Below are 23,071 nucleotides of genomic sequence, written 5' to 3'. Positions count from 1 at the left end.
ACACCATGTTTATTCTGAAAAACGTCACCGCCGTCCAGCTGGAGCCGACCCGGGTGCTGGAAGGGGTGGATATTGCCATCGAGGGCACGCTTATCAAGGCGGTGGGGCCCAATCTGCGGGCCCTCTACCCGGAGGCCAACTATCGGGAGATGGGCGGCAAGCTGGTGATGCCGGGCATCGTCTGCGCCCACAACCACTTCTACTCCGGCCTGTCGCGGGGGATCATGGCCAACATAGCCCCCTGCCCGGACTTTATCTCCACCCTGAAAAACCTCTGGTGGCGGCTCGATCGGGCGCTCGATGAGGAGTCCCTCTACTACAGCGGCCTCATCTGCTCGCTGGAGGCTCTCAAGAGCGGTTGCAGCGCGGTGATCGACCACCACGCCTCGCCCAACTTCATCAAGGGTTCCCTCAACGTGCTGCGCAAAGGGTTTATGGAGGCGGGTCTGCGCGGCATGACCTGCTTCGAGACCACGGATCGCAATGGCGGCCTCGCCGAGCTGCAGGCCGGGGTGGAGGAGAACATCCTGTTCGCGCAAGCCATTGATGCCGCCAAGGCCAAGGGGAGCGAACCCTATCTGGTGGAGGCCCATATCGGCGCTCACGCCCCCTTCACCGTACCCGACGAGGGGCTGGCCATGCTGCGCGAAGCTGTGCAGGTCACCGGTCGCGGTCTGCATATCCATGTGGCGGAAGATAGATACGACATGGCCCACGGCCACCACCACCATGGCAAGGAGCCCATCGCCCGGCTGGACGAGTTTGGCCTTATCGACAGCAAGACCCTGATCGCCCACGGCATCTACTTAAGCCCCTCGGACATCGAGCTGCTCAACAGCCGCGATGCCTTCCTGGTGCACAACGCCCGCTCCAACATGAACAACCACGTGGGCTACAACCTGCACCTGCCACAGTTTCGCAATCTGGCGCTCGGCACCGACGGCATCGGCTCCGACATGCTCGAAGAGCTCAAGTTCGCCTACTTCAAGCACAAGGATGCCGGCGGGGCGCTTTGGCCCGACAGCTTTGCCCGCTTCCTGTGGAACGGCAACACATTACTGGAGCGCAACTTCGGCGCCAAATTTGGCCGCCTGGAGCCGGGCTACAAGGCCGACCTCACCATCTGCGACTACGACTCACCGACCCCGTTGGCCCCGCGCAACCTCGGCGGCCATCTCGCCTTCGGCATGGGATCAAACAGCGTCAACAGCGTGATGGTGGAGGGGCGCATGGTCTATCAGGACCGCGAGTTCCCGCTCGATGTCTCGCCCCTTTATGAGCAGGCCAGCAAGGTGGCGAGCCGCCTGTGGCAACGGATGGATCAGCTGGCCTAAGGCCAGCTTCCACAGTTTTGGACCGGATTGTCCGCCCAGTGGATAGCCCCGGCGGCGGGCAGCAAGAGTGAGGACGACACATGATTGAGCAATTCTTCCGACCCGAGCAACTGGGTCAGGCGTTGGAACTCAAGGCCCGCTTTGGTAGCGACGCCGTCTACATGGGGGGCGGCAGCAAGCTCAACGCCGCACCGACCCGCACCGACAAGAAGGTCGCTATTGCCCTGAACAAGTTGGGACTTGGCCAGATTGAACAGCAGCACGGCCAGCTCCATATCGGCGCCACCGTCACCCTGCAGACCTTGAAAGATGACCCCCGGACCCCGGCCGCCCTGTGCGAGGCGCTGGGCTTTGTCTACTCCCGCCATCTGCGCAATCAGGCCACCGTCGGCGGCGAGATCGCCTGCCAGCAGCAGGACTCCCCGCTGTTGCCGGTGCTGCTGGTGCTCGAAGCCGTGGTGGTGCTGGAGAACAACCAGCTGCAACCCATAGACGCCTATCTGGCGGGGCAGCGCAATGCGCTCATTCTGGGGATTGTGCTGCCGGAGCCTGAACTGCGCTGCGCCACCCGCCGCATCAGCCGCAACGCCGATGGGCTGGCGGTGATGACGGCCGCCGTGGCCCTCGACAGCATTGGCGAGATGCGGGTGGCCCTGGCCGGCGTCACCCCGCAGCCGATGCGATTGCGAGACGTGGAGCGCCACGATCTCCATGACGGGGCGCTGGAAGCGGCCGTCAGCAAGATATTGATCCCGCGCGCCGATCTGACGGGCAGCGTGGCCTACAAACGCTATATCAGCGGCGTGGTAGTGGCGGATCTGCTGGTGGACTGCCAGCAGCAGGAGATGCAAGCATGATGGAACTCAACTTTACCCTGAACGGTGCCCTGCGCACCGTCATCGCCCCGGCTGGCGAGAATGCCCAGCGGGTGCTGTTCAACCAGTGCCGGATGCACTCGGTGCGCAACAGCGACGACGGTTTCGGTTTCGCCGGCTCCGACGCCATCCTGTTCAACGGCAAGGTGATCAACGCCTCCCTGCTGATCGCCGCCCAGCTGGAGGGGGCAGAGGTGCGCACCGCCGAGTCCCTCGGCAGCTGGAACCAGCTCAGTCTGGTGCAACAGGCGATGGTGGACGTGGGGGTGGTGCAGTCCGGCTACAACGATCCGGCCGCGGCGCTGATTGTCACCGACCTGCTTGATCGCCATCCCGAGCCCAGCCGTGATCAAATCGACGATGCGCTTTCGGGCCTGTTTCACCGCGATGGCGGTTACCAGCAGTTCTATCAGGCTATCGAGCTTGCCAGTTCACGGATGAAGGATCCCGATTATCTGTGCCAGATTGCCCCCGAGTTTCGTGACGACCTGCGCCACATCGGCAAGAGCTGCCCCAAGGTTGACGCTGCCAAGATGGTACAGGCCAAGCCCTGCTATGTGGAGGATCGGGTCACCGAGGATGCGCTGGTCATCAAGATGCTGCGAAGCCCCCATCCCCATGCGGTGATCACCCGACTCGATGTGAGCCGCGCGCAAGCGCTGCCGGGTGTAGTGCACGTCATCACCCACCTCAACTGCCCGGATGTGTTTTACACCCCGGGTGGCCAGAGTGCCCCCGAGCCGTCACCGCTGGATCGCCGCATGTTCAGCCGCAAGGTGCGCCATGTCGGTGATCGTGTTGCCGCCGTGGTGGCCGAGAGTGAAGCCATCGCGCTGGCGGCCCTGAAACTCATCGACGTCGAGTATCAGGTGCTGCCCGCAGTCATGAATATCGATGAGGCGATGGCCCCCAATGCACCCCTGGTGCACGACGAACCCATTATCTATATGGCCGGTGCCCCGGCGGATCTGGAGCAGCAGAACGCCTGCTCGGTGCGTCGCGGCGACGAGCACATGATCATCAACTTCCCCATAGGTTCCCGCCCGCACGAGAACCTGGCCGCCAGCGTCCATGGCCAGATCGGCGACGTGGCCAAGGGTTTTGCCGAGGCGGACGAGATCGTCGAGCGCACCTACGAATCGACCCAGGCCCAGCAGTGCCCGACCGAGCCGCACATCTGCTTCACCTACATGGATGGGGATCGTCTGGTGATCCACGCCTCCACCCAGGTGCCCTGGCACGTGCGCCGTCAGGTGGCGCGCATCGTCGGCATGAAGCAGCACCAGGTGCATGTGATCAAGGAGCGGGTAGGGGGCGGCTTTGGCTCCAAGCAGGATATCCTGCTGGAAGAGGTGTGCGCCTGGGCGACCAGGGTCACCGGTCGTCCGGTCACTTTCCGCTACACCCGTGAAGAGGAGTTCATCAGCAACACCTCCCGCCACGTGGCCAAGGTGAAGGTGAAAGTGGGGGCCAAAAAAGATGGCACCATCACCGCCATCGACATGGATTTTCGTGCCAACACAGGCCCTTACGGCAACCACTCGTTGACGGTGCCGAGCAACGGTCCAGCGCTCTCCTTGCCGCTCTATCCGTGCGACAACGTGCGCTTCACCGTCAACACCTACTACAGCAACATCTGCCCGACCGGCGCCTATCAGGGTTACGGTGCGCCCAAGGGCAACTTCGCCCTGACCATGGCCATCGCCGAACTGGCTGAGAAACTGGGGATTGACCAGCTCGACATGGTGGAGCACAACCGGGTCCATGAGGGGGACATCCTCAAGGTGCTGGGGGCCATCGGCGAGGGCAAGATGCCCACCTCTGTGCCCCACGCGGCCAGCTGCGCCCTCGAACCCATCCTCAGGCAGGGTCGTGAACTGATTGCCTGGGACAGCCCCAAACCCGCCGACGGGGATTGGCGCATCGGTCGTGGCGTCGCCATCATCATGCAAAAATCGGGGATCCCGGACATCGATCAGGCCAACTGCATGGTCAAGCTGGAATCGGACGGCACCTTTATCGTCCACTCAGGTGGCGCCGATATCGGCACCGGGCTCGATACCGTGGTGGCCAAGCTGACCGCCGAGGTGCTGGGTTGCCCGCTCAGCGACGTGCATGTGATCTCCGGCGACACGGATCACGCCCTGTTCGACAAGGGGGCCTACGCCTCGTCCGGTACCTGCTTCTCCGGCAACGCGGCCAAGATGGCGGCCGAGAACCTCAAGGCGAAGATCCTGTTCCACGGCGCCGCCATGCTGGGGGAACCGGTGGAGGAGGTGGCGCTGGAGTTCCCCGGCCTGGTGCGTGGCAAGCTGGGGGAGGTCTCCTTTGCCAAGATCGCCCACAAGTCCGAGACAGGCACCGGTTTCGGCATTCTAGTGGGCACCGCCAGCTACATCACCTCCGAGCTCGCCTTCCCGTACGGGGCCAACTTCGCCGAGGTGGCGGTCAACCTCAGAACCGGCGAGATCCGGCTCGACAAGTTCTACGCCCTGCTCGACTGCGGCACCCCCATCAACCCGGAGCTGGCGCTCGGCCAGATCTATGGCGCCACCATGCGGGCCATAGGCCACACCATGACGGAGGAGATCTGCTACGACGGCAGGGGCATTCCGCTGACCCGGGATCTCAAGAGCTATGGCGCCCCCAAGATTGGCGACATTCCGCGCGATTTTCGGGCCTTCTTGGTGCCGAGCGATGACAAGGTCGGCCCCTACGGCGCCAAGTCCATCTCGGAGATAGGGGTGAACGGGGCCGCGCCCGCCATCGCCACCGCCATCCATGACGCCTGTGGTGTCTGGCTGCGCAAGTGGCACTTCACGCCGGAGCAGATCCTGCGCGAACTGGGCAAGCTGGAGCAGAAAGAGTCGGCATAACAAAAGAAAAGGTGAGGGGCGGGCACAGGCTCGCCCCCAGCACCTGACGGCGGAATGAGTACTCCGCCCACATTCTGTGTGATGGGACAAACATGATGTCTAAAACAACACGCAAGCACTCGGATCTGATTTACGCGCTGGAAGACAAGCCCCCCTTCTATCAAACCCTGATGGGCGCCGTGACCCACCTGCTGGCCATTTTTGTGCCCATGGTGACCCCGGCGCTGATCGTCGGCGGGGCCCTCGGCCTCTCCACCGAAACCACCGCCTATCTGGTCTCCATGGCGATGATCGCCTCCGGCATCGGCACCTGGCTGCAGGTGAACCGCTACGGCCCCATAGGATCGGGCCTGCTCTCCATACAATCGGTCAACTTCTCCTTCGTCACCGTGATGATCGCGCTCGGCAGCGCCATGAAAAAGGATGGCCTGCACGAGGAGCTGATCGTCTCGACCCTGCTGGGGGTCTCCTTCGTCGGGGCCTTCCTGGTGGTGGGATCCTCCTTCGTGCTGCCCTACCTCAAGCGGGTGATCACCCCGACCGTGAGCGGGGTCGTGGTACTGATGATTGGCCTCAGCCTCATCAAGGTCGGCATCATAGATTTTGGCGGCGGCTTCTCCGCCATGAGCAGCGGCACCTTCGGCAAATACGAGAACATAGGGTTGGGGCTCTTGGTGCTCTGCGTCATCGTCGCCTTCAACTGCAGCAGGAGCCCGCTGCTTCGCATGAGCGGCATCGCCATCGGTCTGCTGGTGGGCTATGTGGTGGCCCTGCTGCTCGGCATGGTGGACTTCTCGGCGCTGGAGAACCTGCCGCTCATCACGGTTCCCATTCCGTTCAAATATGGCTTTGCCTTCGATTTTCACGCCTTCGTGCTGGCCGGCACCATCTATCTGTTGAGCGTGCTGGAGGCGGTGGGGGACATCACGGCCACCGCCATGGTTTCCCACCGGGATATCCAGGGCCCCGAGTTTCAAAAACGCCTCAGTGGCGGCGTGCTGGCGGACGGCCTGGTGTCGGTGATCGCCTCGGCGCTCGGCTCCCTGCCGCTCACCACCTTCGCCCAGAACAATGGCGTCATCCAGATGACCGGGGTGGCCTCGCGCCACGTGGGCAAGTTCATCGCCGTCATCCTGGTGCTGCTGGGTCTCTTCCCCGTGGTGGGACGCTTCTTCACCACCATTCCTTCGCCGGTGATGGGGGGCGCCATGACCATCATGTTCTCCATGATCGCCATCGCCGGTGGCCGCATCATCATCAGCCACGGCTTCGATCGGCGGGAGACCCTGATAGTCGCCACCTCGCTCGGCTTGGGGCTCGGCGTTTCTTACGACCCGAACGTCTTCAAGGTGCTGCCGGCCGGGCTCTACATGCTGGTGGAGAACCCCATCTGCGCCGGTGGCATCACCGCCATCATCATGAACCTGGTGTTGCCCCAAAGTCGCAAACGCAAGGCGGCTGCCAGGGATGCCGAGGCGGTGGAGCTGATCCAGCTCAGCGACAAGCCGGATGTGATCTTCACCGCCCGCAACGCGGGTCAGCCGGGGGGCAGGAAGGATGGGCCGCAGGCTGAGTCCGGGCTGGCGGTGGCGCAACAAGTGGAACGGATCTGACGGTTAAACCGACAAAAAACGTCAACAGAACAAGAGAAACAGGGACACGGTTATGAAAAACGACAACTCCGTCAAAGCGGTGCGCGGCAGTTTCTTCGACATCAGCCGGGTGGTGGATCAGCCCGAGGAGATAGAGCCCAATGCCCGCCTCATCGAAGACGGCCTGCTGATCATTCGCAACGGCTGCATCGACTGGTTCGGTCAGTGGGAAGAGGGCAAGGATCGCATTCCGGCCGAGGTGCGGGTGCGCGATTATCGCGGCAAGATGATAGTGCCGGGCTTCATCGATACCCACATCCACTACCCGCAAAGCGAGATGGTGGGGGCCTATGGCGAGCAGTTGCTGGAGTGGCTCAACCGCCACACCTTTCCGGCCGAGCGGCGCTACAACGACCTCGAGTACGCCCGCGAGATGTCCACCTTCTTCATCAAGCAGCTGCTGCGAAACGGCACCACAACGGCGCTGGTGTTCGGCACAGTGCACCCCGAGTCGGTGGATGCCCTGTTCGAGGCGGCGAGCCGCATCAACATGCGGATGATCGCCGGCAAGGTGATGATGGATCGCAACGCCCCCGACTATCTGCTCGATACCGCCGAGAGTAGCTATCTGCAGAGCAAGGCGCTTATCGAGCGCTGGCATGGCAATGGCCGTTTGCTTTACGCCATCACGCCGCGCTTTGCCCCCACCTCGACCCCGGCGCAGCTGGCCATGGCCAGACGGCTGCGCGAAGAGTACCCGACCACCTATCTGCACACCCATCTGTGCGAGAACAAGGACGAGATAGCCTGGGTCAAATCTCTGTTCCCAGAGCATCAGGGCTATCTCGATGTCTATCACCAGCACGGCCTCACCGGTCACAACTGCGTGTTTGCCCACTGCGTCCATCTGGAAGAGCAGGAGTGGGATTGCCTGAAAGAGACCGGCTCCACCATCGCCTTCTGCCCCACCTCCAACCTCTATCTGGGCAGCGGGCTCTTCAAGCTGCACAAGGCGTGGCGCAAGCAGGTGAAGGTGGGCATGGGCACCGATATCGGCGCCGGCACCACCTTCAACATGCTGCAGACCCTCAACGAGGCTTACAAGGTGATGCAACTGCAGGGGGAGCGCCTCTCGGCCTATCAGGCCTTCTATCTCGCCACCCTGGGCGGCGCCCATGCGCTGGGGCTGGACGAGAAGATCGGCAGCTTTGCCATCGGCAAGGAGGCGGACTTCGTGGTGCTGGACCCCGTCGCCACCCCGTTGCAGCAGCTGCGTTATGACAACTCCACCACTTTGCGCGACAAGCTGTTTGTGCTCTTGACCCTGGGGGATGACAGATCCATCTACCGCACCTATGTGGATGGTCAGCTGGTACACGAACGGGGCTAAGGATGGAGGGGGCTGCCTGGGCGCAGCCCCATAGAATACGGTGACTGGCGGGCCCACAGGGAGGCCGGCACTTAAGCAAGCGAGCAAGCAAGCGCGGGGAAGGTTTCCCCGCAACAGAAGGTGAAATGGCCCGGTTTTTTTGATCAGCAAAGCAAACGTTTGTCGATCTTCCAAACACCATATCGCCTGCGATCGTGGCATGACAGAGCCACGGCACGGGCCGCCATTTCGTCACACATATTCAGGGATGCTGGAAGGAGTGGGTTATGACCCAGGCAAGCAGGACAAACAGTGTGAAAGAGGCGGCCAGTGGCCAGGGTGAGGCATCGGGGCGACAGCCGTCCTCAATCGGTGCGCTGGATCGCTACTTCATGATCAGCGAGCGGGGCAGCAATGTGCGCCAGGAGGTGCTGGCGGGGCTCACCACCTTCCTCGCCATGGTCTATTCGGTGATAGTGGTGCCCGGCATGCTCGGCAAGGCGGGCTTTCCCCCCGGCGCCGTGTTCGTGGCCACCTGTCTGGTGGCGGGCTTTGGTTCGCTCTTGATGGGGCTCTGGGCCAAGCTGCCCATGGCCATCGGCTGCGCCATTTCGCTCACCGCCTTTACCGCCTTCAGCCTGGTACTGGGGCAGCACATCTCCATTCCGGTGGCGCTCGGCGCCGTCTTCCTGATGGGGGTGCTGTTTACCGCCATCTCGGTGACCGGGGTGCGCAGCTGGATCCTCGACAACCTGCCGATGGGGATAGCCCACGGTACCGGCATCGGCATAGGGCTCTTCCTGCTGCTGATTGCCGCCAACGGGGTGGGGCTGGTGATCAAGAATCCGCTGGAGGGGCTGCCGGTGGCGCTGGGGGCCTTTACCTCCATGCCGGTCATCATGTCTCTCATCGGCCTGGCGGTGATCGTCGGGCTGGAGAAGCTCAAGGTGCCGGGCGGGATCCTCTTGGTGATCATCGCCATCTCCCTCTTCGGCCTCATCTTCGATCCGGCGGTGACCTACCAGGGGCTGTTTGCCATGCCGAGTCTGGCCGATGAGCAGGGCAAGTCCCTCATCTTCAGTCTGGACATCATGGGGGCCCTCTCGCCGCTGGTGCTGCCAAGCGTGCTGGCGCTGGTGATGACGGCCGTGTTCGATGCCACCGGCACCATCAGGGCGGTGGCGGGGCAGGCCAACCTGCTGGACAAGGATGGCCACATCATCAACAGCGGCAAGGCGCTCAGCGCCGACTCCATCAGCAGCATCTTCTCCGGTCTGGTGGGGGCCGCGCCGGCCGCCGTCTATATCGAATCGGCGGCAGGCACGGCCGCGGGCGGCAAGACGGGACTGACGGCGACCGTGGTGGGAGCCTTGTTCCTCTTGATGCTGTTCCTCTCGCCGCTCTCCTACCTGGTGCCGGCCTATGCCACGGCACCGGCCCTGATGTACGTGGGACTCCTGATGCTGAGCAACGTCGCCCGGCTCGACTTCGATGACTTCGTCGGCGCCATGTCCGGCCTGCTGTGCGCCGTCTTCATCGTGCTCACCTGCAACATAGTCACCGGCATCATGCTGGGCTTCAGCGCCCTGGTGATAGGCCGCATCTGCTCCAACGAGTGGCGCAAGCTCAACGTCGGTACCGTCATCATCGCCCTGGCTCTGGTGCTCTTCTACGCCGGTGGCTGGGCCATCTAGTCCAGGGGCTTGTGTCATTGTGAGCGTCTCATCGGGGGCCACCGGCAGGTGGCCCCCGATGCTTTTCAGCAGCGGCAGGTACCATTTTGATAATGGGGATTACCAGATTGATAACGGGGCGCATGCCAGCGGCTTGATGCGCATGAAAAATCGGCAATCCGGCTGCGCCCCGAGCCCGGCTGGGGTGCCGGATGGGATCTTCTTCACACTTATCCCCATCGCTGGCCAGCCTGCGGGAAACAGGCGCATATCTTGCTGTTTTTTATCCTGGTTCTGGATTTTCTTACCTGAAGCAAGGACTTGCATATGTCCATAGGATTACCGCTCAAGCGGGTGGATGCCGAGGCCAAGGTGACCGGCAGCGCCCGCTATACCGATGACAACATCATGCTCGGGATGCGCCACGCCAAGTACGTACGCAGCAACATCGCCCACGGCAAGGTACTCGCCATCGACGCCAGCGAGGCGCTGGCCCTGCACGGCGTCGAAGCCGTGTTCACCCATGAGGATGTGCCCACCACCTGTTTTCGTACCGCCGGTCACGCCTGGTCTCTCGATGAGACCAAACGGGATGTGAAAGACCGCCGCCTGCTCACCGACCATGTGCGCCACTTCGGCGATGGTGTGGCCATAGTCGTGGCCCGCGATCCCCTGGTCGCCGAGAAGGCGGCAGCCCTTGTCAAGGTCACCTACGAGCCGCTGCCGGTGATGACGGATGCCCGGAGCGCCCTGGCCGAGGGCGCCTACCCCATACACCCGACCGGCAATCTGCTGCGCCAAAGCCAGCTCAGCGCCAATGAACCGGAGCAGGCCATCGCCGCTGCCGATCTGCAGTTTCAGGCGCACTACCAGACACCTGTGGTGCAGCACTGCCATCTGGAGACTGTGACCTGCTACGCCTACATGGATCAGCCGGACCACATCATAGTGGTCTCCAGCACCCAGATCCCCCAGATAGTGCGCAGCCGGGTCGCCAAATCCCTCGGCCTGCCCTGGTCCAGCGTGCGGGTGATCAAGCCCTACATGGGCGGCGGTTTTGGCAACAAGCAGGATGTGCTGGAAGAGCCGATGGCGGCTTTTTTGAGCCACCAGCTCGGCGGCGTGCCGGTCAAGGTGACGCTCAGCCGTGAGGAGTGTTTCTTTGCCTCCCGCACCCGCCACGGCTTTGCCATCGACGGCAAGATTGGCCTCAACCGCGATGGCACTCTCAAGGGCTATCAGCTGGACGTGCTCTCCAACACAGGCGGTTATGCCTCCCACGGCCACTCCATCGCCAGCGCCGGTGGCAACAAGATAAGTTACCTCTATCCGCGCAGTGCCTTCGGTTACAACGCCAAGACGTTTTACAGCAACCTGCCCACCGCCGGTGCCATGCGCGGTTACGGCGCACCCCAGGTGATTTTTGCCCTCGAGTGCATTCTGGATGACGCCTGTGCCGAGCTGGGTCTGGATCCGCTCGCCGTGCGCATCGCCAACGTGGCGCGCGAAGGCGACGTCAATCAGGTCAACCAGAAGACCATCTACAGTGCGGGATTGCCCGAGTGCCTGCGCCGGGGCGGCGAGCAGTTCGAGTGGGAACGGCTGCGGGCCGAGTGTCTGGGGCAGGATCCGGCGAGTCGGGTACGGCGCGGCATCGGGGTGGCGTGCTTTAGCTACGGCTCCAATACCTATCCGGTGGGGGTCGAAATTGCCGGTGCCCGCATGCTGCTCAATCAGGATGGCACCGTCAATCTGCAGATAGGCGCCACCGAGATAGGGCAGGGGTCGGATACCGTCTTTGCCCAGATGGCGGCCCAGACCTTAGGCATTCCGTTTGAGCAGATCCGGGTCATCTCGACTCAGGATACCGACATCACCGCCTACGATCCGGGCTCGTTCGCCTCGCGCCAGAGCTATGTGGCTGCCCCCGCCATCCATCAGGCGGCGCTGCAACTGAGAGCCCGCATTTTGTCGTTGGCGGCCCAGCTCTGTCATCAGGATGTGGGCTCGCTGGCCCTGATCGACGGTTACGTGGTGCTGGCCGGTGCGCCGGACAAGGTGCTGATCAGCGTCGCCGAGGTGTCGGTCAATGCCTATTACCATCTCACCATAGGCGGCCAGATCACTGCCGAGGTCTCCCACAAGACCACCACCAACCCGCCGAGCTTTGGCTGCACCTTTGTCGATCTCTGCGTCGACATAGATCTCTGCAAGGTGACCATCAACCGCATCATCAACCTGCACGATGCCGGCAAGATCCTCAATCCGCAGCTAGCGGAAGGGCAGGTGCACGGCGGCATGGGGATGGGGATCGGCTGGTCCCTGTTCGAGGAGATGATCATAGACGCCAAGACCGGCGTGGTGCGCAACCCCAACCTGCTCGACTACAAGTTCCCCACCATGCTGGATTTGCCGGAGCTCGAATGCGACTTCGTACAGACCTACGAGCCCCAGTCTGTCTATGGCCACAAATCACTGGGGGAGCCGCCCATCATCTCCCCCGGCCCGGCGATTCGTAACGCCATTCGCATGGCGACCGGGGTCGCCATCAACGAGCTGCCCATCACCCCCAAGACCCTGTTTCGGGAGTTTGTGCAGGCGGGTCTGATCATCGAGGGGTCAAGCGAGGAGCAACGCCATGTTTGATATTGCCCGTTATCATAAGGCCCGCAGTGTGGCCGAGGCGGTGGCCCTGCGTCAGGCCGACCCGCAAGCGCGGCTGCTGGCCGGTGGCACGGATGTGATGATCCAGCTGCACCACCTCAACGCCGCCTATCGCCATATCGTCGATATTCACGACTTGCCCGAGCTCAAGGGGGTGAGCGAGTTGGCCGACGGCTCGATCCGCATCGGTTCTGGCACCACCTTTACCGAGCTTATCGAAAACGAACTGGTACTGCGCCGCCTGCCCATGCTGGCTGAGGCGGCCGCCACCATAGCCGGTCCGCAGATCCGCAACGTCGCCACCTATGGCGGCAACATCTGCAACGGCGCCACCAGTGCCGACTCGGCGGCGCCCACGGTGGCGCTGGAGGCAGAGCTGGAAATCGCGGGCCCGGGCGGCACGCGCCGCATCCCCATCGCCGGTTTTCACACCGGCCCCGGCAAGGTGGCGCTGCAACCGGCGGAAATCCTGGTGGCCTTTCACTTTGCCCCCAATCCCCACCCTCATGTGGGCTCCCACTACTTCAAATACGCCATGCGCGGGGCCATGGACATAGCCACCATAGGCTGCGCCGCCTACTGCCAGATTGAGGATGGTCACTTCAAGTGCCTGCGGCTGGCCTATGGCGTGGCGGCACCGACGCCGGTGCGCACCCCTCATGCGGAAGCGGCGGCCGAGGGACAACCCCTGACTCGCGCCACACTGGCCGCAATTGCCGAGGCTGTGGTGGCCGACGTGGCGCCGCGCTCCTCCTGGCGGGCGGAGAAAGCCTTTCGCCTGCACCTGATCAAGACCCTGGCGCAGCGGGTGATCACCTGCGCCGTCGAACGTGCCGGAGGCAAAATTCTATGATGCAACCGCAAACCTGTCCTGCCGTGGAGATCCAGTGCGAGATCAACGGCAAGCCTTACTGCTACGCTGTGTCCCCCAATATGTCGCTGCTCCACTTCCTGCGCGGCCAGGGGCTGATCAGCGTGAAAGAGGGGTGCAGTGTCGGCGAATGTGGCGCCTGTACCGTGCGGGTGGATGGCACAGCCATCGACAGCTGCCTCTATCTGGCGGTGTGGGCCGATGGCAAATCCATTCGCACCGTGGAGGGGGAGCGGCAGGGCAACCAGCTCTCCGACGTGCAGCAGGCTTTCATCGACGAGGGGGCTGTGCAGTGCGGTTTTTGTACCCCCGGCCTTGTAATGGCGAGCGCCGCCCTGCTCGACAAGACAGATCGCCGCCCGCTGACAAACGAGGAGATCCGCCGTGGCCTCTCCGGCAATCTGTGCCGCTGCACCGGATACCAGAACGTGGTGCGGGCGGTGAAAAAATGCTGCAAGGGCTAGGGTGAGGCTACCGCCCCGAACGCCATGTGCGGGGCGGCTATGTTGGGGGCATGCCTGCTTCCAATATCACCGCCGGCAAGGCGGCATCTGACGGCCATGCAAACAACAGGCGGGGCCTGCAAAACCTTATTCTGGCTGTCTCATATTAATGGCGTGATATTTATCCATGGGAGGGGGCGATATTTTCGCCCGGCGACACAGTGACGCCATATGGTCGGGTATCCTCTGCCGTCGTCGCTATTTCCAGCTAATTGTCCCGTGAATGGCCACTCGCGATTCACCCTGGGTATCGCTGGCGGGATCCTTTCTCAAGCTGCTGTTTTTTCTCCCTATGTCAGTGTGTGTCGCCATCTTGTGCGCCGTTGCCGGATATTGGCGGCAGCAAATGCCAATTGTGGTGCGCCGCTCATCCTGTGGCAGAGATGTCAGCTGAAAAACATTATTTTTCGTCACCTGCTCGCAACAATTTTCTGTAATTGTTAGCCAGCTCGCGGCGGCCCTTGGGTCAAACGGGCAGAGTAGGCGCGATATTTGGCCATGGGCCCGTATCGACTATTTTGATAGCTGTAACAAGGTGCTGCGGCCCGCCTAACGCGGGGCGCCAATAACATATCTGCTAATAAGAAAAGGAACATTGGCTATGTCAGGAAGACACTCTCTGGTGGCGCTCGCGGTCGGGTTGGCGCTGTCAGGACAGGCACAGGCACAACTGCTGATCAGCGAATATCTGGAAGGATCCAGCAACAACAAGACGGTGGAGCTGAGCAATCTGGGCGCGACGCCCGTCGATCTCTCCCAATACCGGCTGGCGCTCTATGCCAACGGCAAACCTCTTACCGATACCCCCACCAACAGCCTGGCGCTGCAAGGCACCCTGGCCCCGGGCGCCAGCCTAGTGCTGGCCAATCCCTCCGCGAACGCCGAGATCCTGGCCAAGGCCAATCAGACCAGTGGCAACCTGGTGTTCAACGGTGACGACGCCCTGGTGCTCTATCGCGGCAGCGAGATAATCGACAGCTTCGGCCAGGTGGGGGTGGATCCGGGCACGGCCTGGGTGTCCGGCAGCGTCTCGACCCTGGACATGACACTGCGCCGCAAGGCCACAGTCACCACGGGCAGGACTGATGCGACCGGCCCCTTCGATCCGGCGCTTGAATACGTGGCCGCCGCCAAGGATGACGCCAGCGGCCTGGGTTGCAGTGGCGATGGTCCCTGCGATGGCACTCTGCCACCGGCCTTCGTCTGCCCGGTCGATCAGCTGGTGCCCGTGCCCGCCATTCAGGGCCCCGGCAGCAGCAGCCCGCTGGTGCCGGCCGGCAAGTTTGAATCCGAGCAGGCCTATGCCACCCGTGGCATCGTCACCCAGGTGGTGAACGGTCTCTACAAGGGCTTCTTCATCCAGGATCCGCAAGGGGACGGGGATCCGGCCAGTTCGGACGGTTTGTTCGTCTACAGCACCCAGGCCAACGGCGCCATAGTGCCGGGAGCCGAGGTGTGCGTCTCGGGCAAGGTGAAGGAGTACTTCAATCAGACCCAGCTCAATGCCGACCAGCTGGTGGTGACCCAGCCCATGGTGGCCCTGTTGCCGGCGGTGGATCTGGTGCCGGTGGCGGGCGAGACCCTGAACCAGTTGCTGGAGCGCCACGAGGGGATGCGGGTGCGGCTGGTGCCCGAGTCCAGCCTGGTGGTGACCCGCAACTTCAGCTTCGATTACGACGGCAAGCGCAACAACCTGGTGCTGGCTTATGGCGCGCCTCTCATCAAGTCGACCCAGAAGTTTGCCGCCCAAAGCGAGGAGGCGAGCCAGTGGGCCCTGCGCAACCAGCAAAATCAGCTGGTGGTGGAGACGGACGCCAAGACGCCGGATGGGGTGCTGCCCTGGTATCCCGCCTTCAATGCCGAAGATGGCTACCTGCGCATCGGCGACAAGCTCAATGGCCTGGAGGGAGCGCTCGGCTACTCCTACAACCTGTTCCGGCTGGTGGCCAGCAACCGCATCGACAGCGGCGACATAGATCACAGCGGCTGGGACAGGGTAGAGACCCCAGAACTCGCCGAGGCGGGGGATCTGCGGGTCGCCAGCTTCAACGTGCTCAACTTCTTCACCACTGTGGTGGGCGGGGATGCCAACCCCACCGGCAGCAACCGTGGCGCCCTGACAGTGGCGGAGTTCGAGAAGCAGCGTACCAAGATCGTCAGCGCCATCACCCGCCTCAACGCCGACGTGGTGGGGCTGATGGAGATAGAGAACAACGGCTACGGCGACAACTCCGCCATCGCCAACCTGGTGGCGGCCCTCAACGCCGCCCAGCCGGATGAGGCGGATCACTACCGCTGGATTGCCTCACCGGATGGCCAGCCCATAGGCACAGATGCCATTACCGTGGGCCTCATCTACCGACCTGCCAGCGTGACGCCGCAAGGGGCAGCCAGCCTCATAGTGCTGCCGGTGCAGCAGGCCGAGGCTCTGGATGCCAGCGGCAAGCCGGTGGCCATCAAGCAGGGCATGCGCGAATCGCTGTTGCAGCAGTTCAGCTCGCCCAAGGGGGATGCGCCTCTGACTCTGGTGGTCAACCACCTCAAGTCCAAGGGTTCCGCCTGCTTCGAGGATTACCCCGACTATGCAACCGCCGATCCGCTGGATGGCCAGGGTCACTGCAACGCGCTGCGGGTCTCCGCCGCCAAGGTGCTGGGGGAGAGCCTCAAGGCGCTGAGCGGGGATCTGCTGCTCATCGGCGACCTGAATGCCTATGGCATGGAGGATCCCATCCGGGTGCTGACCAGCTATGATCCGGCGGCCCAGCCGCGCCAGATCATGAGCGCCTCCTTCACCACGCTGGCGGGCCAGCCCTATGAGGAGAGCGGCAGCGCCCTTGGCAAGGGGTATGGTTTTGTGAACCTCAACACTCGCTTCCACGGCACCGACACCTACTCCTACAGCTATGAAGGTGAGCTCGGCAACCTGGATCACGCCCTGGCGAGCCCGAGCCTGGCGGCCAAGGTGATCGGCATAGAGGATTGGCATATCAACTCCGCCGAGAGCAACTTCTTCGAGTACGGCAGCAAGTACACAGGCCAGCTGGCCAAATCGGACGGCCCCTTCAGCGCCTCGGATCACGATCCCGTGCTGGTGGCCATCCAGTATCCGTTGCCGCCTGCCGGGGTCATCAGTCTGGAGAGCGCAGTCGCCAGCGTGGAGGAGGGCAGCACCCTGAGCCTCACCGTCAGTCGCCGCGATGGCAGCCACGGCGAGGCCAGCGTCAGCTATCGCATCGCCTACGGCAGCGCGGATGCCAATGACGTGGCGCCGCTCACCGGCATCCTAAACTGGGCGGCCGGCCAGAGTGACAGCCAGACCATCAGCATCCCGGTAAAGAGCGACACCCTGCACGAGGGGGATGAGACCTTCACTCTGGAGCTGTTCGATGCCAGCGGCGCCACTCTGGGTGAGCAGCGTCAGACCCTGGTGACCATCAAGGACAAGCTGGCGCCGTCCACCATTGCGCTGGCCCGCGCCAGCATGACGGTGAACGAGGGGCAGTGGTTTGCCGAGATCCCCGTGGTGCGCAGCGGCGATCTGAGCAAGCCGGCCCGTGCCCAGCTGGGCCTTGAGGGGGTTACGGCGCGTTGGGGGCTGGATTTCCTGCCCTGGTTCAGCCAGTCGGTGAGCTGGGCCGCCGGTGAGGGGGGCAGCAAGTCGGTCAAGGTGCTGATCCTGGATGACTGGTTTGTGGAGCCTACCGAGCAGTTCAGGGTGAGCCTGCGCCAGTTGCAGGGGGGCCAACCCGGCAACCTGCAGGAGACCCGGGTCGACATAGTGGACAACGACAAGCCCTGGTGGCCGTTTGGCCGCCGCTGATAGGCGTCATGAACATGCGTGATACAAGGGGCCTGCGGGCCCCTTTTTGCTGGGCATGATGAGGTTGGACAGGGTGGGCAGCCATGCCAGATGAGGCGGCTGGCGCGCAACAAAAAGGCCCATCGGTGTGATGGGCCTTGGGGTATTCATAGGGCAGGGTCTGTCAGGATTGACTCTGGGCGCTGTCGATCACCAGCTTGCCATCCTTGACCGGTATGGTGGCGCCGGGGGCCTTCTCCATGCGGATGACCCCTTCCTGACCGGCGAGGCGGTAGGTGACGTCATAGCCCAGGGTGCGGGTGCTGCTCTCCTGCACCGTCTTGCAGCGCTGCTGGGTGCTGGTGTAGGTGTCGCCCGCCTGCATGTTGCCCTGCACCTGGTTGCCGGCATAGCCACCGGCCACGGCGCCTGCGGCCGTGGCCACCTTCTTGCCGTTGCCGCCGCCAAACTGGTTGCCGAGCACACCGCCCAGCGCGGCGCCAACCACTGTACCCAGGATCTTGTTCTCATCCTGCACGGGTTTGCGGTGGGTCACTGTGACGTTGTGGCACTCCTGACGGGGCGTCTTGATGGTCTCGGTCACCGGCTTGCTGGCCAGCACCTCGGCAAACTGAGGCTGGGCTGAAAACAGGGATCCGCTGGCGGCGGCCGACAATGCCAGCGCAGAGGCCACACCGATCCCGACACCTGCCAACATGGATTTGTTCATTTTGCGTTCTCCTGAAATGCATCACCTGATGCGGCTGTTGCTTGCCGCGATCTTGGCACAACCCGGAGGATGAACAAGGCGGCCAGCGTGCGGGCACGACAAGCCCTGACTTCACCAAAAAGCCCCTCGTCAAAAAGGTGTCGGGCTTTGGCGACAAAGGCCGTGGAGCTGGGGCAGGAAAATGGGCATGTCACTCTGGAGCGGGTGGATGCGTCGCAATTTGCGATTCATATGGGGTCTTTTTATCCATTTTGCGTCAAACCACTGCCGCGCCACCGCCATAGAGCGGCACTCTGCCGCGCTTGCCCCCCCGATGCGGGCTTTAAGGGCTTGCCCGCAGGCACCGACTCGTGCGCAAGTGCTTGATAAATCGCTGGACTGGCGGAGACCTGCTGCCGATAACAGATCACGGCAAGCATTATGCTTGGTCATTTGGCAGAGAGAGTGACGGGCCCATGAGCGACAGTGGCTCACACCCGACAGGCGCGATGCAGTGCCGGTGAGCCAGGTAACACCGTCATCATCTCGGGGCCAGTGAAAGTGAAACGGCAATACCTGGGCAATCCCGACGCGGCACGCGTTGGGACTGTGGTGGTCAAGCAAGAATCGGCAAGGGGGACTTATGTCGATGCTGCCAAGATGGATACAGCCGGCCGTACAGGCCGAGATCATTACCCAGCAGCAGGCACAGCGACTGCTGGCATCCCTTTATCAACCCCTCTCCGAGGTGGCGCAGGAGCTGCCCGCCGACATAGTCGACATCAGCCTCAAGCTCTACTGCTTTCGCCAGCAAGGCCGGGTGCGTCATTGATGCACGAGTGAGAGGGCGTTTCCCTGGAGCCGTGGACCGCACAGAGAGCGCCCGGCATCGTGGGCCGGGCGCGCTCTGGCAGTGAGGTCCGCCTCAGATCATCATCACCTGCACCACCAGCATCAGGGCGCCAAAGCCCAGCACGAAGCCCACCATGGGCAGCACGAACCTGACCCACTGGTTGAACTGGATACCGAGCATCTGCAGGGTGACCAGCACCAGCCCGGTGGGGGCCAGGAACAGCATGGCGTATTGCCCCCAGTTGTAGGCCGACACCACTATGTAGCGCGGGATCATCACTGTATCGGCGAGCGGCGCCATGATGGGCATGGAGAGCACCGCCAGTCCGGAGGAGGAGGGCACCACCAGCCCCAGCAGGGTGAACACCAGCATCTGTGCCACCGCAAACACGGCACCGTGCATGCCGGCAACCAGACTGGAGGCGTAAGCCAGTATGGTGTCCGAGATCATCCCCTGATCCAGCACCAGATTGACCCCGCGCGCCAGCCCTATGATCAGCGACACCGCCACCAGTTCGGAGGCGCCCTGGGTGAAGGCCTCGACCGCCTCCTTCTCCTTCAGTCCCGAGATGAACATGATGATGATGGCGACGGCGAGGAAGGAGGCCGCCATCTGCGGGAACCACCAGCCGGCCATGGAGACGCCCCACACCATGAGCGGAAAGGCGAGGATGAACAGGGTCAGGATGATCTTGCGGCGCAGGGTGAAGGGGACTCCTTCATCGAGGGATCCCTCTTTGAGGAAGCGGGCCCGGAAGCTCTCTCTGTCCTCATAGGTGTAGGAGAAGGACGGGTTGGCCTTGATCTTCTTGCAGTACCAGTGGAGATAGCCAATGACCACCAGAGTGCCCACCAGACAGCCGACGGCGCGAAAGATCAGCCCCTCGGTGAAGGGAATGCCGGCGGCGTTGGAGGCGATCACTACCGAGAAGGGGTTGATGGTGGAGAAGGTGGTGCCCATGGAGGCGGCGAGGAAGATGGCTCCCACACAGACGATGGCGTCATAGCCGAGCGCCAGAAAGATGGGTACCAGTATGGGGTAGAAGGCGACCGCCTCTTCCTCCAGCCCGCAGGTGGTGCCCCCCAGCGCCATGACGAAGCAGACCAGCGCCACGAACATGAATTCGTTGCCCCGGGTCCTGCGCGACAGCGCCACCAGGCCGGCGCTGAAGGCCCCCGTCTTGTTGATGACGCCGATGAGCCCGCCCAGCACCAGGATGAAGACTATGATGTCAGCCCCCTCTATGGTGCCCTTGACCATGCTGACCGCCACGTCGGCGAGCCCCTTGGGGGCCTGCGCCAGCCGCTCATAGGTGCCGGGAATGGCGATGGGCTTGCGGATGGTGCCGCTGGTGAACTGTTCCACCCCGATATTGATATTGAGTTTTTCAAGCTCGCTCTGGGTGGCGGGCACCCGGCTTATTTCTCCCTGCGGGCTATTGACCATCAGGGTGTGGTTGGCCGAGTTGTAGGAGAGCTTGGAATAGGCCCCCGCCGGAATGATCCAGGTCAGGGCAATGGCCAGCAACATAATAAGAAACAAAATGGTAAAGGCAGTGGGAAATTGTCTGCGTGGCTTGGTATTCGGCTCGGCACACATAAAATGCTCCTCGATAAAGCAGGTTCGGGCTCGGCGGAATATCGGGTCGACAGGGTTCCTTCGTCATGGGGCAGAAATGCGCAGATCTACTGGTAATAGCGCACTCGTTGGCGAGAAGTCTGGCCTGATATTGGGCATGCGGTAGATTGTTTCACCATGTAACCATAACCTGCTGGTGTCGGGATGAATACGAAGCGGGGCCCGCTTTATGGGCTGGCTCACAGAATATATTTGCTGATGGAATTGTCGTTAATTTCAATGCCATGCCCATACGGAGTCATTACATTCAATAATTATCTCTATTCATTTGGTGGATATAATTGGCAGCAATGCCATAGGCTGCAAATAAATATATAAATAATGCATGGCAGCCCATGCCGGTTTGATAATGGATACATATTATTCAAGGCTGGCAATGCCCGGCATCATGCCCGGCATCATGACCGGCCTGACAGGATGAAAACTCAGGCAGCGCCATCGCCTAAGACGTTTTGCTAATACCTGCCGCCATGGCCCTGCTGCTAGGCTGTCAGCCCCATAAGAGATCTGCGCAAGGGCATGATGCCGGCGAGACCTCCCACCCAATTCGATCCAGCCGCTTTGTGCCACCTGCGAGGAAGGAACCCGATGACAGAGCAGAACATCTACGAGGCCGGCCTTGATAAAAGCCCCGCCAATTTCGAGGCGCTGACCCCCATCAGCTTCCTGGCCCGGGCGGCGCGGGTTTATCCCGACTACCCGGCGCTGATCCATGGGGCCTTGCGTCAAAACTGGGCCCAGACCGAGCGGCGCTGCCGCCAGCTCGCCTCGGCCCTGCGTCGGCATGGCATAGGCGAGGGGGATACAGTCTCCATCGTCGCCCCCAATACCCCGGCCATGTTCGAAGCCCACTTCGGGGTGCCCATGAGCGGCGCCGTGCTCAACACCCTCAACACCCGGCTCGATGCCGAGTCCATGGCCTTCATCTTCCAGCATGCCCAGAGCAAGGTGGTGCTGGTGGACAGGGAGTTCGGCGCCGTGGTGCGCAAGGCGCTGGCATTGATTGAACACTCGCCGTTGGTCATCGCCATCGACGATCCCCTCTATCGGGAGGGGGAGCTGATAAGCGAGCTCGACTATGAACAGTTTCTTGCCCAGGGGAACGGGGATGAGCCCGGTTGGCTGCCGAGCGATGAATGGCAGGCGATCTCCCTCAACTACACCTCGGGCACCACCGGCAACCCCAAGGGGGTGGTCTATCACCATCGCGGCGCCCACCTCAATGCGGTCAACAACGTGCTCTCCTGGGAGCTGCCCAAACACAGCGTCTATCTCTGGACCCTGCCGATGTTTCACTGCAACGGCTGGTGCTTCCCCTGGACCCTGGCGGCCACCGCCGGGGTGAGCGTCTGCCTGCGCCATGTGCAGGCGGCGGCCATCTTTGATGCCCTGCGCGAGCACAAGGCGAGCCACTTCTGCGCCGCGCCCATTGTCCTCAATATGCTCAACAACGCCAGTCCTGCGCTTAAATACGGGCTCAATCACCCCATCAAGGTGATGACGGCGGGGGCGGCGCCGCCCGCCACCGTGATCGCCGGCATGGAGGCCATGGGGATCGCCGTGACCCACGTCTACGGACTCACCGAAACCTATGGTCCCTGCGTGCTGTGCGAGCCGCAGCAAAGCTGGCAGGGGCAGGATGCCACCACGCTGTCGCGTCTCAAGGCGCGCCAGGGGGTAGCATCCCCGCTGCAGGGGGAGATGCGGGTCATCAACCCGGTCAGCGGCGAGCCGGTTCCCCAGGATGGCAAGACCCTGGGGGAGATAGTGCTGCGCGGCAATGTGGTGATGAAAGGGTATCTCAAGAACCCTTCTGCCAGCGCCGAGGCGATGGCGGAGGGCTGGTTTCGCAGCGGCGATCTGGCGGTGTGGCACCCGGACGGTTATGTGGAGATCAAGGACAGATCCAAGGACATCATCATCTCCGGCGGGGAGAACATCTCCAGCCTGGAGGTGGAGGACGTGCTCTATCGCCATCCCGATGTGGACGAGGTGGCGGTGATCGCCATGCCGGACGAGAAGTGGGGGGAGGTGCCCTGCGCATTCGTGAAACTCAAGGAGGGGCGCGAGCTCACCCAGGCCGAGCTGATTGCGTTTTGCCGCGAGCAGATGGCCCACTTCAAGGCCCCCAAGCGGATCATCTTCACCCCGCTGCCAAAGACTTCCACCGGCAAGGTGCAGAAATTTATGCTGCGCCAGCAGCTGGGGTAGGAGCTAGCCACTCTTATCCCAAGTTTTGAGTTGGTGCCATTTTGCCTGGAGCAATATGGCGCCAAACTTCTATGTCCATCAAACTCTTTCGGATCTCACTCTGG

14 protein-coding genes are annotated in these 23,071 nt (G+C 62.5%); 12 read left to right on the top strand and 2 right to left on the bottom strand.

Going from position 1 to position 23,071, the window contains the following annotated elements; translation table 11 throughout:
* The first annotated feature begins 5 nt into the window (after nucleotides 1-5).
* The 10 genes from ssnA (at nucleotide 6) to CK910_RS17135 (ending at nucleotide 17,577) form a co-directional block, all read left to right on the top strand.
* Nucleotides 6-1,334, top strand: a complete 1,329-nt coding sequence (gene ssnA, locus CK910_RS17185; RefSeq protein WP_098984112.1) for a putative aminohydrolase SsnA — start codon at nucleotides 6-8, stop codon at nucleotides 1,332-1,334.
* Nucleotides 1,335-1,414: 80 nt separating this feature from the next.
* A complete protein-coding gene (gene ygfM, locus CK910_RS17180; protein ID WP_098984111.1) occupies nucleotides 1,415-2,191 on the top strand; it encodes a molybdopterin-dependent oxidoreductase FAD-binding subunit in 777 nt (258 codons plus the stop codon).
* The gene (locus tag CK910_RS17175) at nucleotides 2,188-5,085 is read left to right on the top strand and encodes a molybdopterin-dependent oxidoreductase Mo/Fe-S-binding subunit (protein ID WP_216640158.1); all 2,898 of its coding nucleotides are present in this window, start codon (nucleotides 2,188-2,190) and stop codon (nucleotides 5,083-5,085) included. The genes ygfM and CK910_RS17175 overlap by 4 nt, the downstream gene beginning before the upstream one ends.
* A gap of 95 nt (nucleotides 5,086-5,180) precedes the next feature.
* On the top strand, nucleotides 5,181-6,698 hold the full coding sequence (locus CK910_RS17170; RefSeq protein ID WP_098985136.1) for a nucleobase:cation symporter-2 family protein: 1,518 nt from the start codon (nucleotides 5,181-5,183) through the stop codon (nucleotides 6,696-6,698).
* A 52-nt stretch (nucleotides 6,699-6,750) separates the two neighbouring features.
* Entirely contained in the window at nucleotides 6,751-8,067 is a 1,317-nt protein-coding gene (guaD, locus tag CK910_RS17165) for a guanine deaminase (RefSeq protein ID WP_098984110.1), read from the top strand.
* Nucleotides 8,068-8,438: 371 nt separating this feature from the next.
* On the top strand, nucleotides 8,439-9,740 hold the full coding sequence (locus CK910_RS17160) for an NCS2 family permease (protein ID WP_172955440.1): 1,302 nt from the start codon (nucleotides 8,439-8,441) through the stop codon (nucleotides 9,738-9,740).
* Between the two features lie 306 nt (nucleotides 9,741-10,046).
* Entirely contained in the window at nucleotides 10,047-12,365 is a 2,319-nt protein-coding gene (gene xdhA, locus CK910_RS17150) for a xanthine dehydrogenase molybdenum-binding subunit XdhA (RefSeq protein ID WP_098984108.1), read from the top strand.
* Nucleotides 12,358-13,236, top strand: a complete 879-nt coding sequence (gene xdhB / locus CK910_RS17145; protein ID WP_098984107.1) for a xanthine dehydrogenase FAD-binding subunit XdhB — start codon at nucleotides 12,358-12,360, stop codon at nucleotides 13,234-13,236. Before xdhA ends, xdhB begins: the two co-directional genes overlap by 8 nt.
* The gene (xdhC, locus tag CK910_RS17140; RefSeq protein ID WP_043134901.1) at nucleotides 13,233-13,718 is read left to right on the top strand and encodes a xanthine dehydrogenase iron sulfur-binding subunit XdhC; all 486 of its coding nucleotides are present in this window, start codon (nucleotides 13,233-13,235) and stop codon (nucleotides 13,716-13,718) included. The genes xdhB and xdhC overlap by 4 nt, the downstream gene beginning before the upstream one ends.
* Before the next feature lie 640 nt (nucleotides 13,719-14,358).
* Nucleotides 14,359-17,577, top strand: coding sequence for an ExeM/NucH family extracellular endonuclease (locus tag CK910_RS17135; protein WP_098984106.1), 3,219 nt, complete (start codon nucleotides 14,359-14,361; stop codon nucleotides 17,575-17,577).
* A gap of 163 nt (nucleotides 17,578-17,740) precedes the next feature.
* On the opposite strand, the gene CK910_RS17130 is transcribed toward CK910_RS17135, so the two are convergent.
* Complete coding sequence (locus CK910_RS17130; protein WP_043134898.1) at nucleotides 17,741-18,286, bottom strand: glycine zipper 2TM domain-containing protein; 546 nt, start codon at nucleotides 18,284-18,286, stop codon at nucleotides 17,741-17,743.
* Between the two features lie 622 nt (nucleotides 18,287-18,908).
* Here CK910_RS17130 and CK910_RS17125 point away from each other — a divergent pair.
* Complete coding sequence (locus tag CK910_RS17125; RefSeq protein WP_043134896.1) at nucleotides 18,909-19,097, top strand: hypothetical protein; 189 nt, start codon at nucleotides 18,909-18,911, stop codon at nucleotides 19,095-19,097.
* A gap of 93 nt (nucleotides 19,098-19,190) precedes the next feature.
* On the opposite strand, the gene CK910_RS17120 is transcribed toward CK910_RS17125, so the two are convergent.
* Nucleotides 19,191-20,717 (bottom strand): YfcC family protein, encoded by a 1,527-nt coding sequence (locus CK910_RS17120; protein WP_098984105.1) that lies wholly within the window; start codon nucleotides 20,715-20,717, stop codon nucleotides 19,191-19,193.
* Between the two features lie 627 nt (nucleotides 20,718-21,344).
* On the opposite strand from CK910_RS17120, the gene CK910_RS17115 reads away from it, so the two are divergent.
* Entirely contained in the window at nucleotides 21,345-22,967 is a 1,623-nt protein-coding gene (locus tag CK910_RS17115) for an acyl-CoA synthetase (protein ID WP_098984104.1), read from the top strand.
* Nucleotides 22,968-23,071: the final 104 nt, after the last annotated feature.

The organism is Aeromonas sp. CA23, from assembly GCF_002587065.1.
Lineage (GTDB): Bacteria > Pseudomonadota > Gammaproteobacteria > Enterobacterales > Aeromonadaceae > Aeromonas > Aeromonas bestiarum.
The sequence above is the reverse complement of the archived record's forward strand: the minus strand, read 5'-3'. Positions and strand labels throughout refer to the sequence as shown.

Excerpts from the sequence above, each read along its gene's own strand:
- ssnA (WP_098984112.1), top strand. The coding sequence starts at position 6 with ATGTTTATTCTGAAAAACGTCACCGCCGTCCAGCTGGAGCCGACCCGG.
- ygfM (WP_098984111.1), top strand. The coding sequence starts at position 1,415 with ATGATTGAGCAATTCTTCCGACCCGAGCAACTGGGTCAGGCGTTGGAA.
- CK910_RS17175 (WP_216640158.1), top strand. The coding sequence starts at position 2,188 with ATGATGGAACTCAACTTTACCCTGAACGGTGCCCTGCGCACCGTCATC.
- CK910_RS17170 (WP_098985136.1), top strand. The coding sequence starts at position 5,181 with ATGTCTAAAACAACACGCAAGCACTCGGATCTGATTTACGCGCTGGAA.
- guaD (WP_098984110.1), top strand. The coding sequence starts at position 6,751 with ATGAAAAACGACAACTCCGTCAAAGCGGTGCGCGGCAGTTTCTTCGAC.
- CK910_RS17160 (WP_172955440.1), top strand. The coding sequence starts at position 8,439 with ATGATCAGCGAGCGGGGCAGCAATGTGCGCCAGGAGGTGCTGGCGGGG.
- xdhA (WP_098984108.1), top strand. The coding sequence starts at position 10,047 with ATGTCCATAGGATTACCGCTCAAGCGGGTGGATGCCGAGGCCAAGGTG.
- xdhB (WP_098984107.1), top strand. The coding sequence starts at position 12,358 with ATGTTTGATATTGCCCGTTATCATAAGGCCCGCAGTGTGGCCGAGGCG.
- xdhC (WP_043134901.1), top strand. The coding sequence starts at position 13,233 with ATGATGCAACCGCAAACCTGTCCTGCCGTGGAGATCCAGTGCGAGATC.
- CK910_RS17135 (WP_098984106.1), top strand. The coding sequence starts at position 14,359 with ATGTCAGGAAGACACTCTCTGGTGGCGCTCGCGGTCGGGTTGGCGCTG.
- CK910_RS17130 (WP_043134898.1), bottom strand. The coding sequence starts at position 18,286 with ATGAACAAATCCATGTTGGCAGGTGTCGGGATCGGTGTGGCCTCTGCG.
- CK910_RS17125 (WP_043134896.1), top strand. The coding sequence starts at position 18,909 with ATGTCGATGCTGCCAAGATGGATACAGCCGGCCGTACAGGCCGAGATC.
- CK910_RS17120 (WP_098984105.1), bottom strand. The coding sequence starts at position 20,717 with ATGTGTGCCGAGCCGAATACCAAGCCACGCAGACAATTTCCCACTGCC.
- CK910_RS17115 (WP_098984104.1), top strand. The coding sequence starts at position 21,345 with ATGACAGAGCAGAACATCTACGAGGCCGGCCTTGATAAAAGCCCCGCC.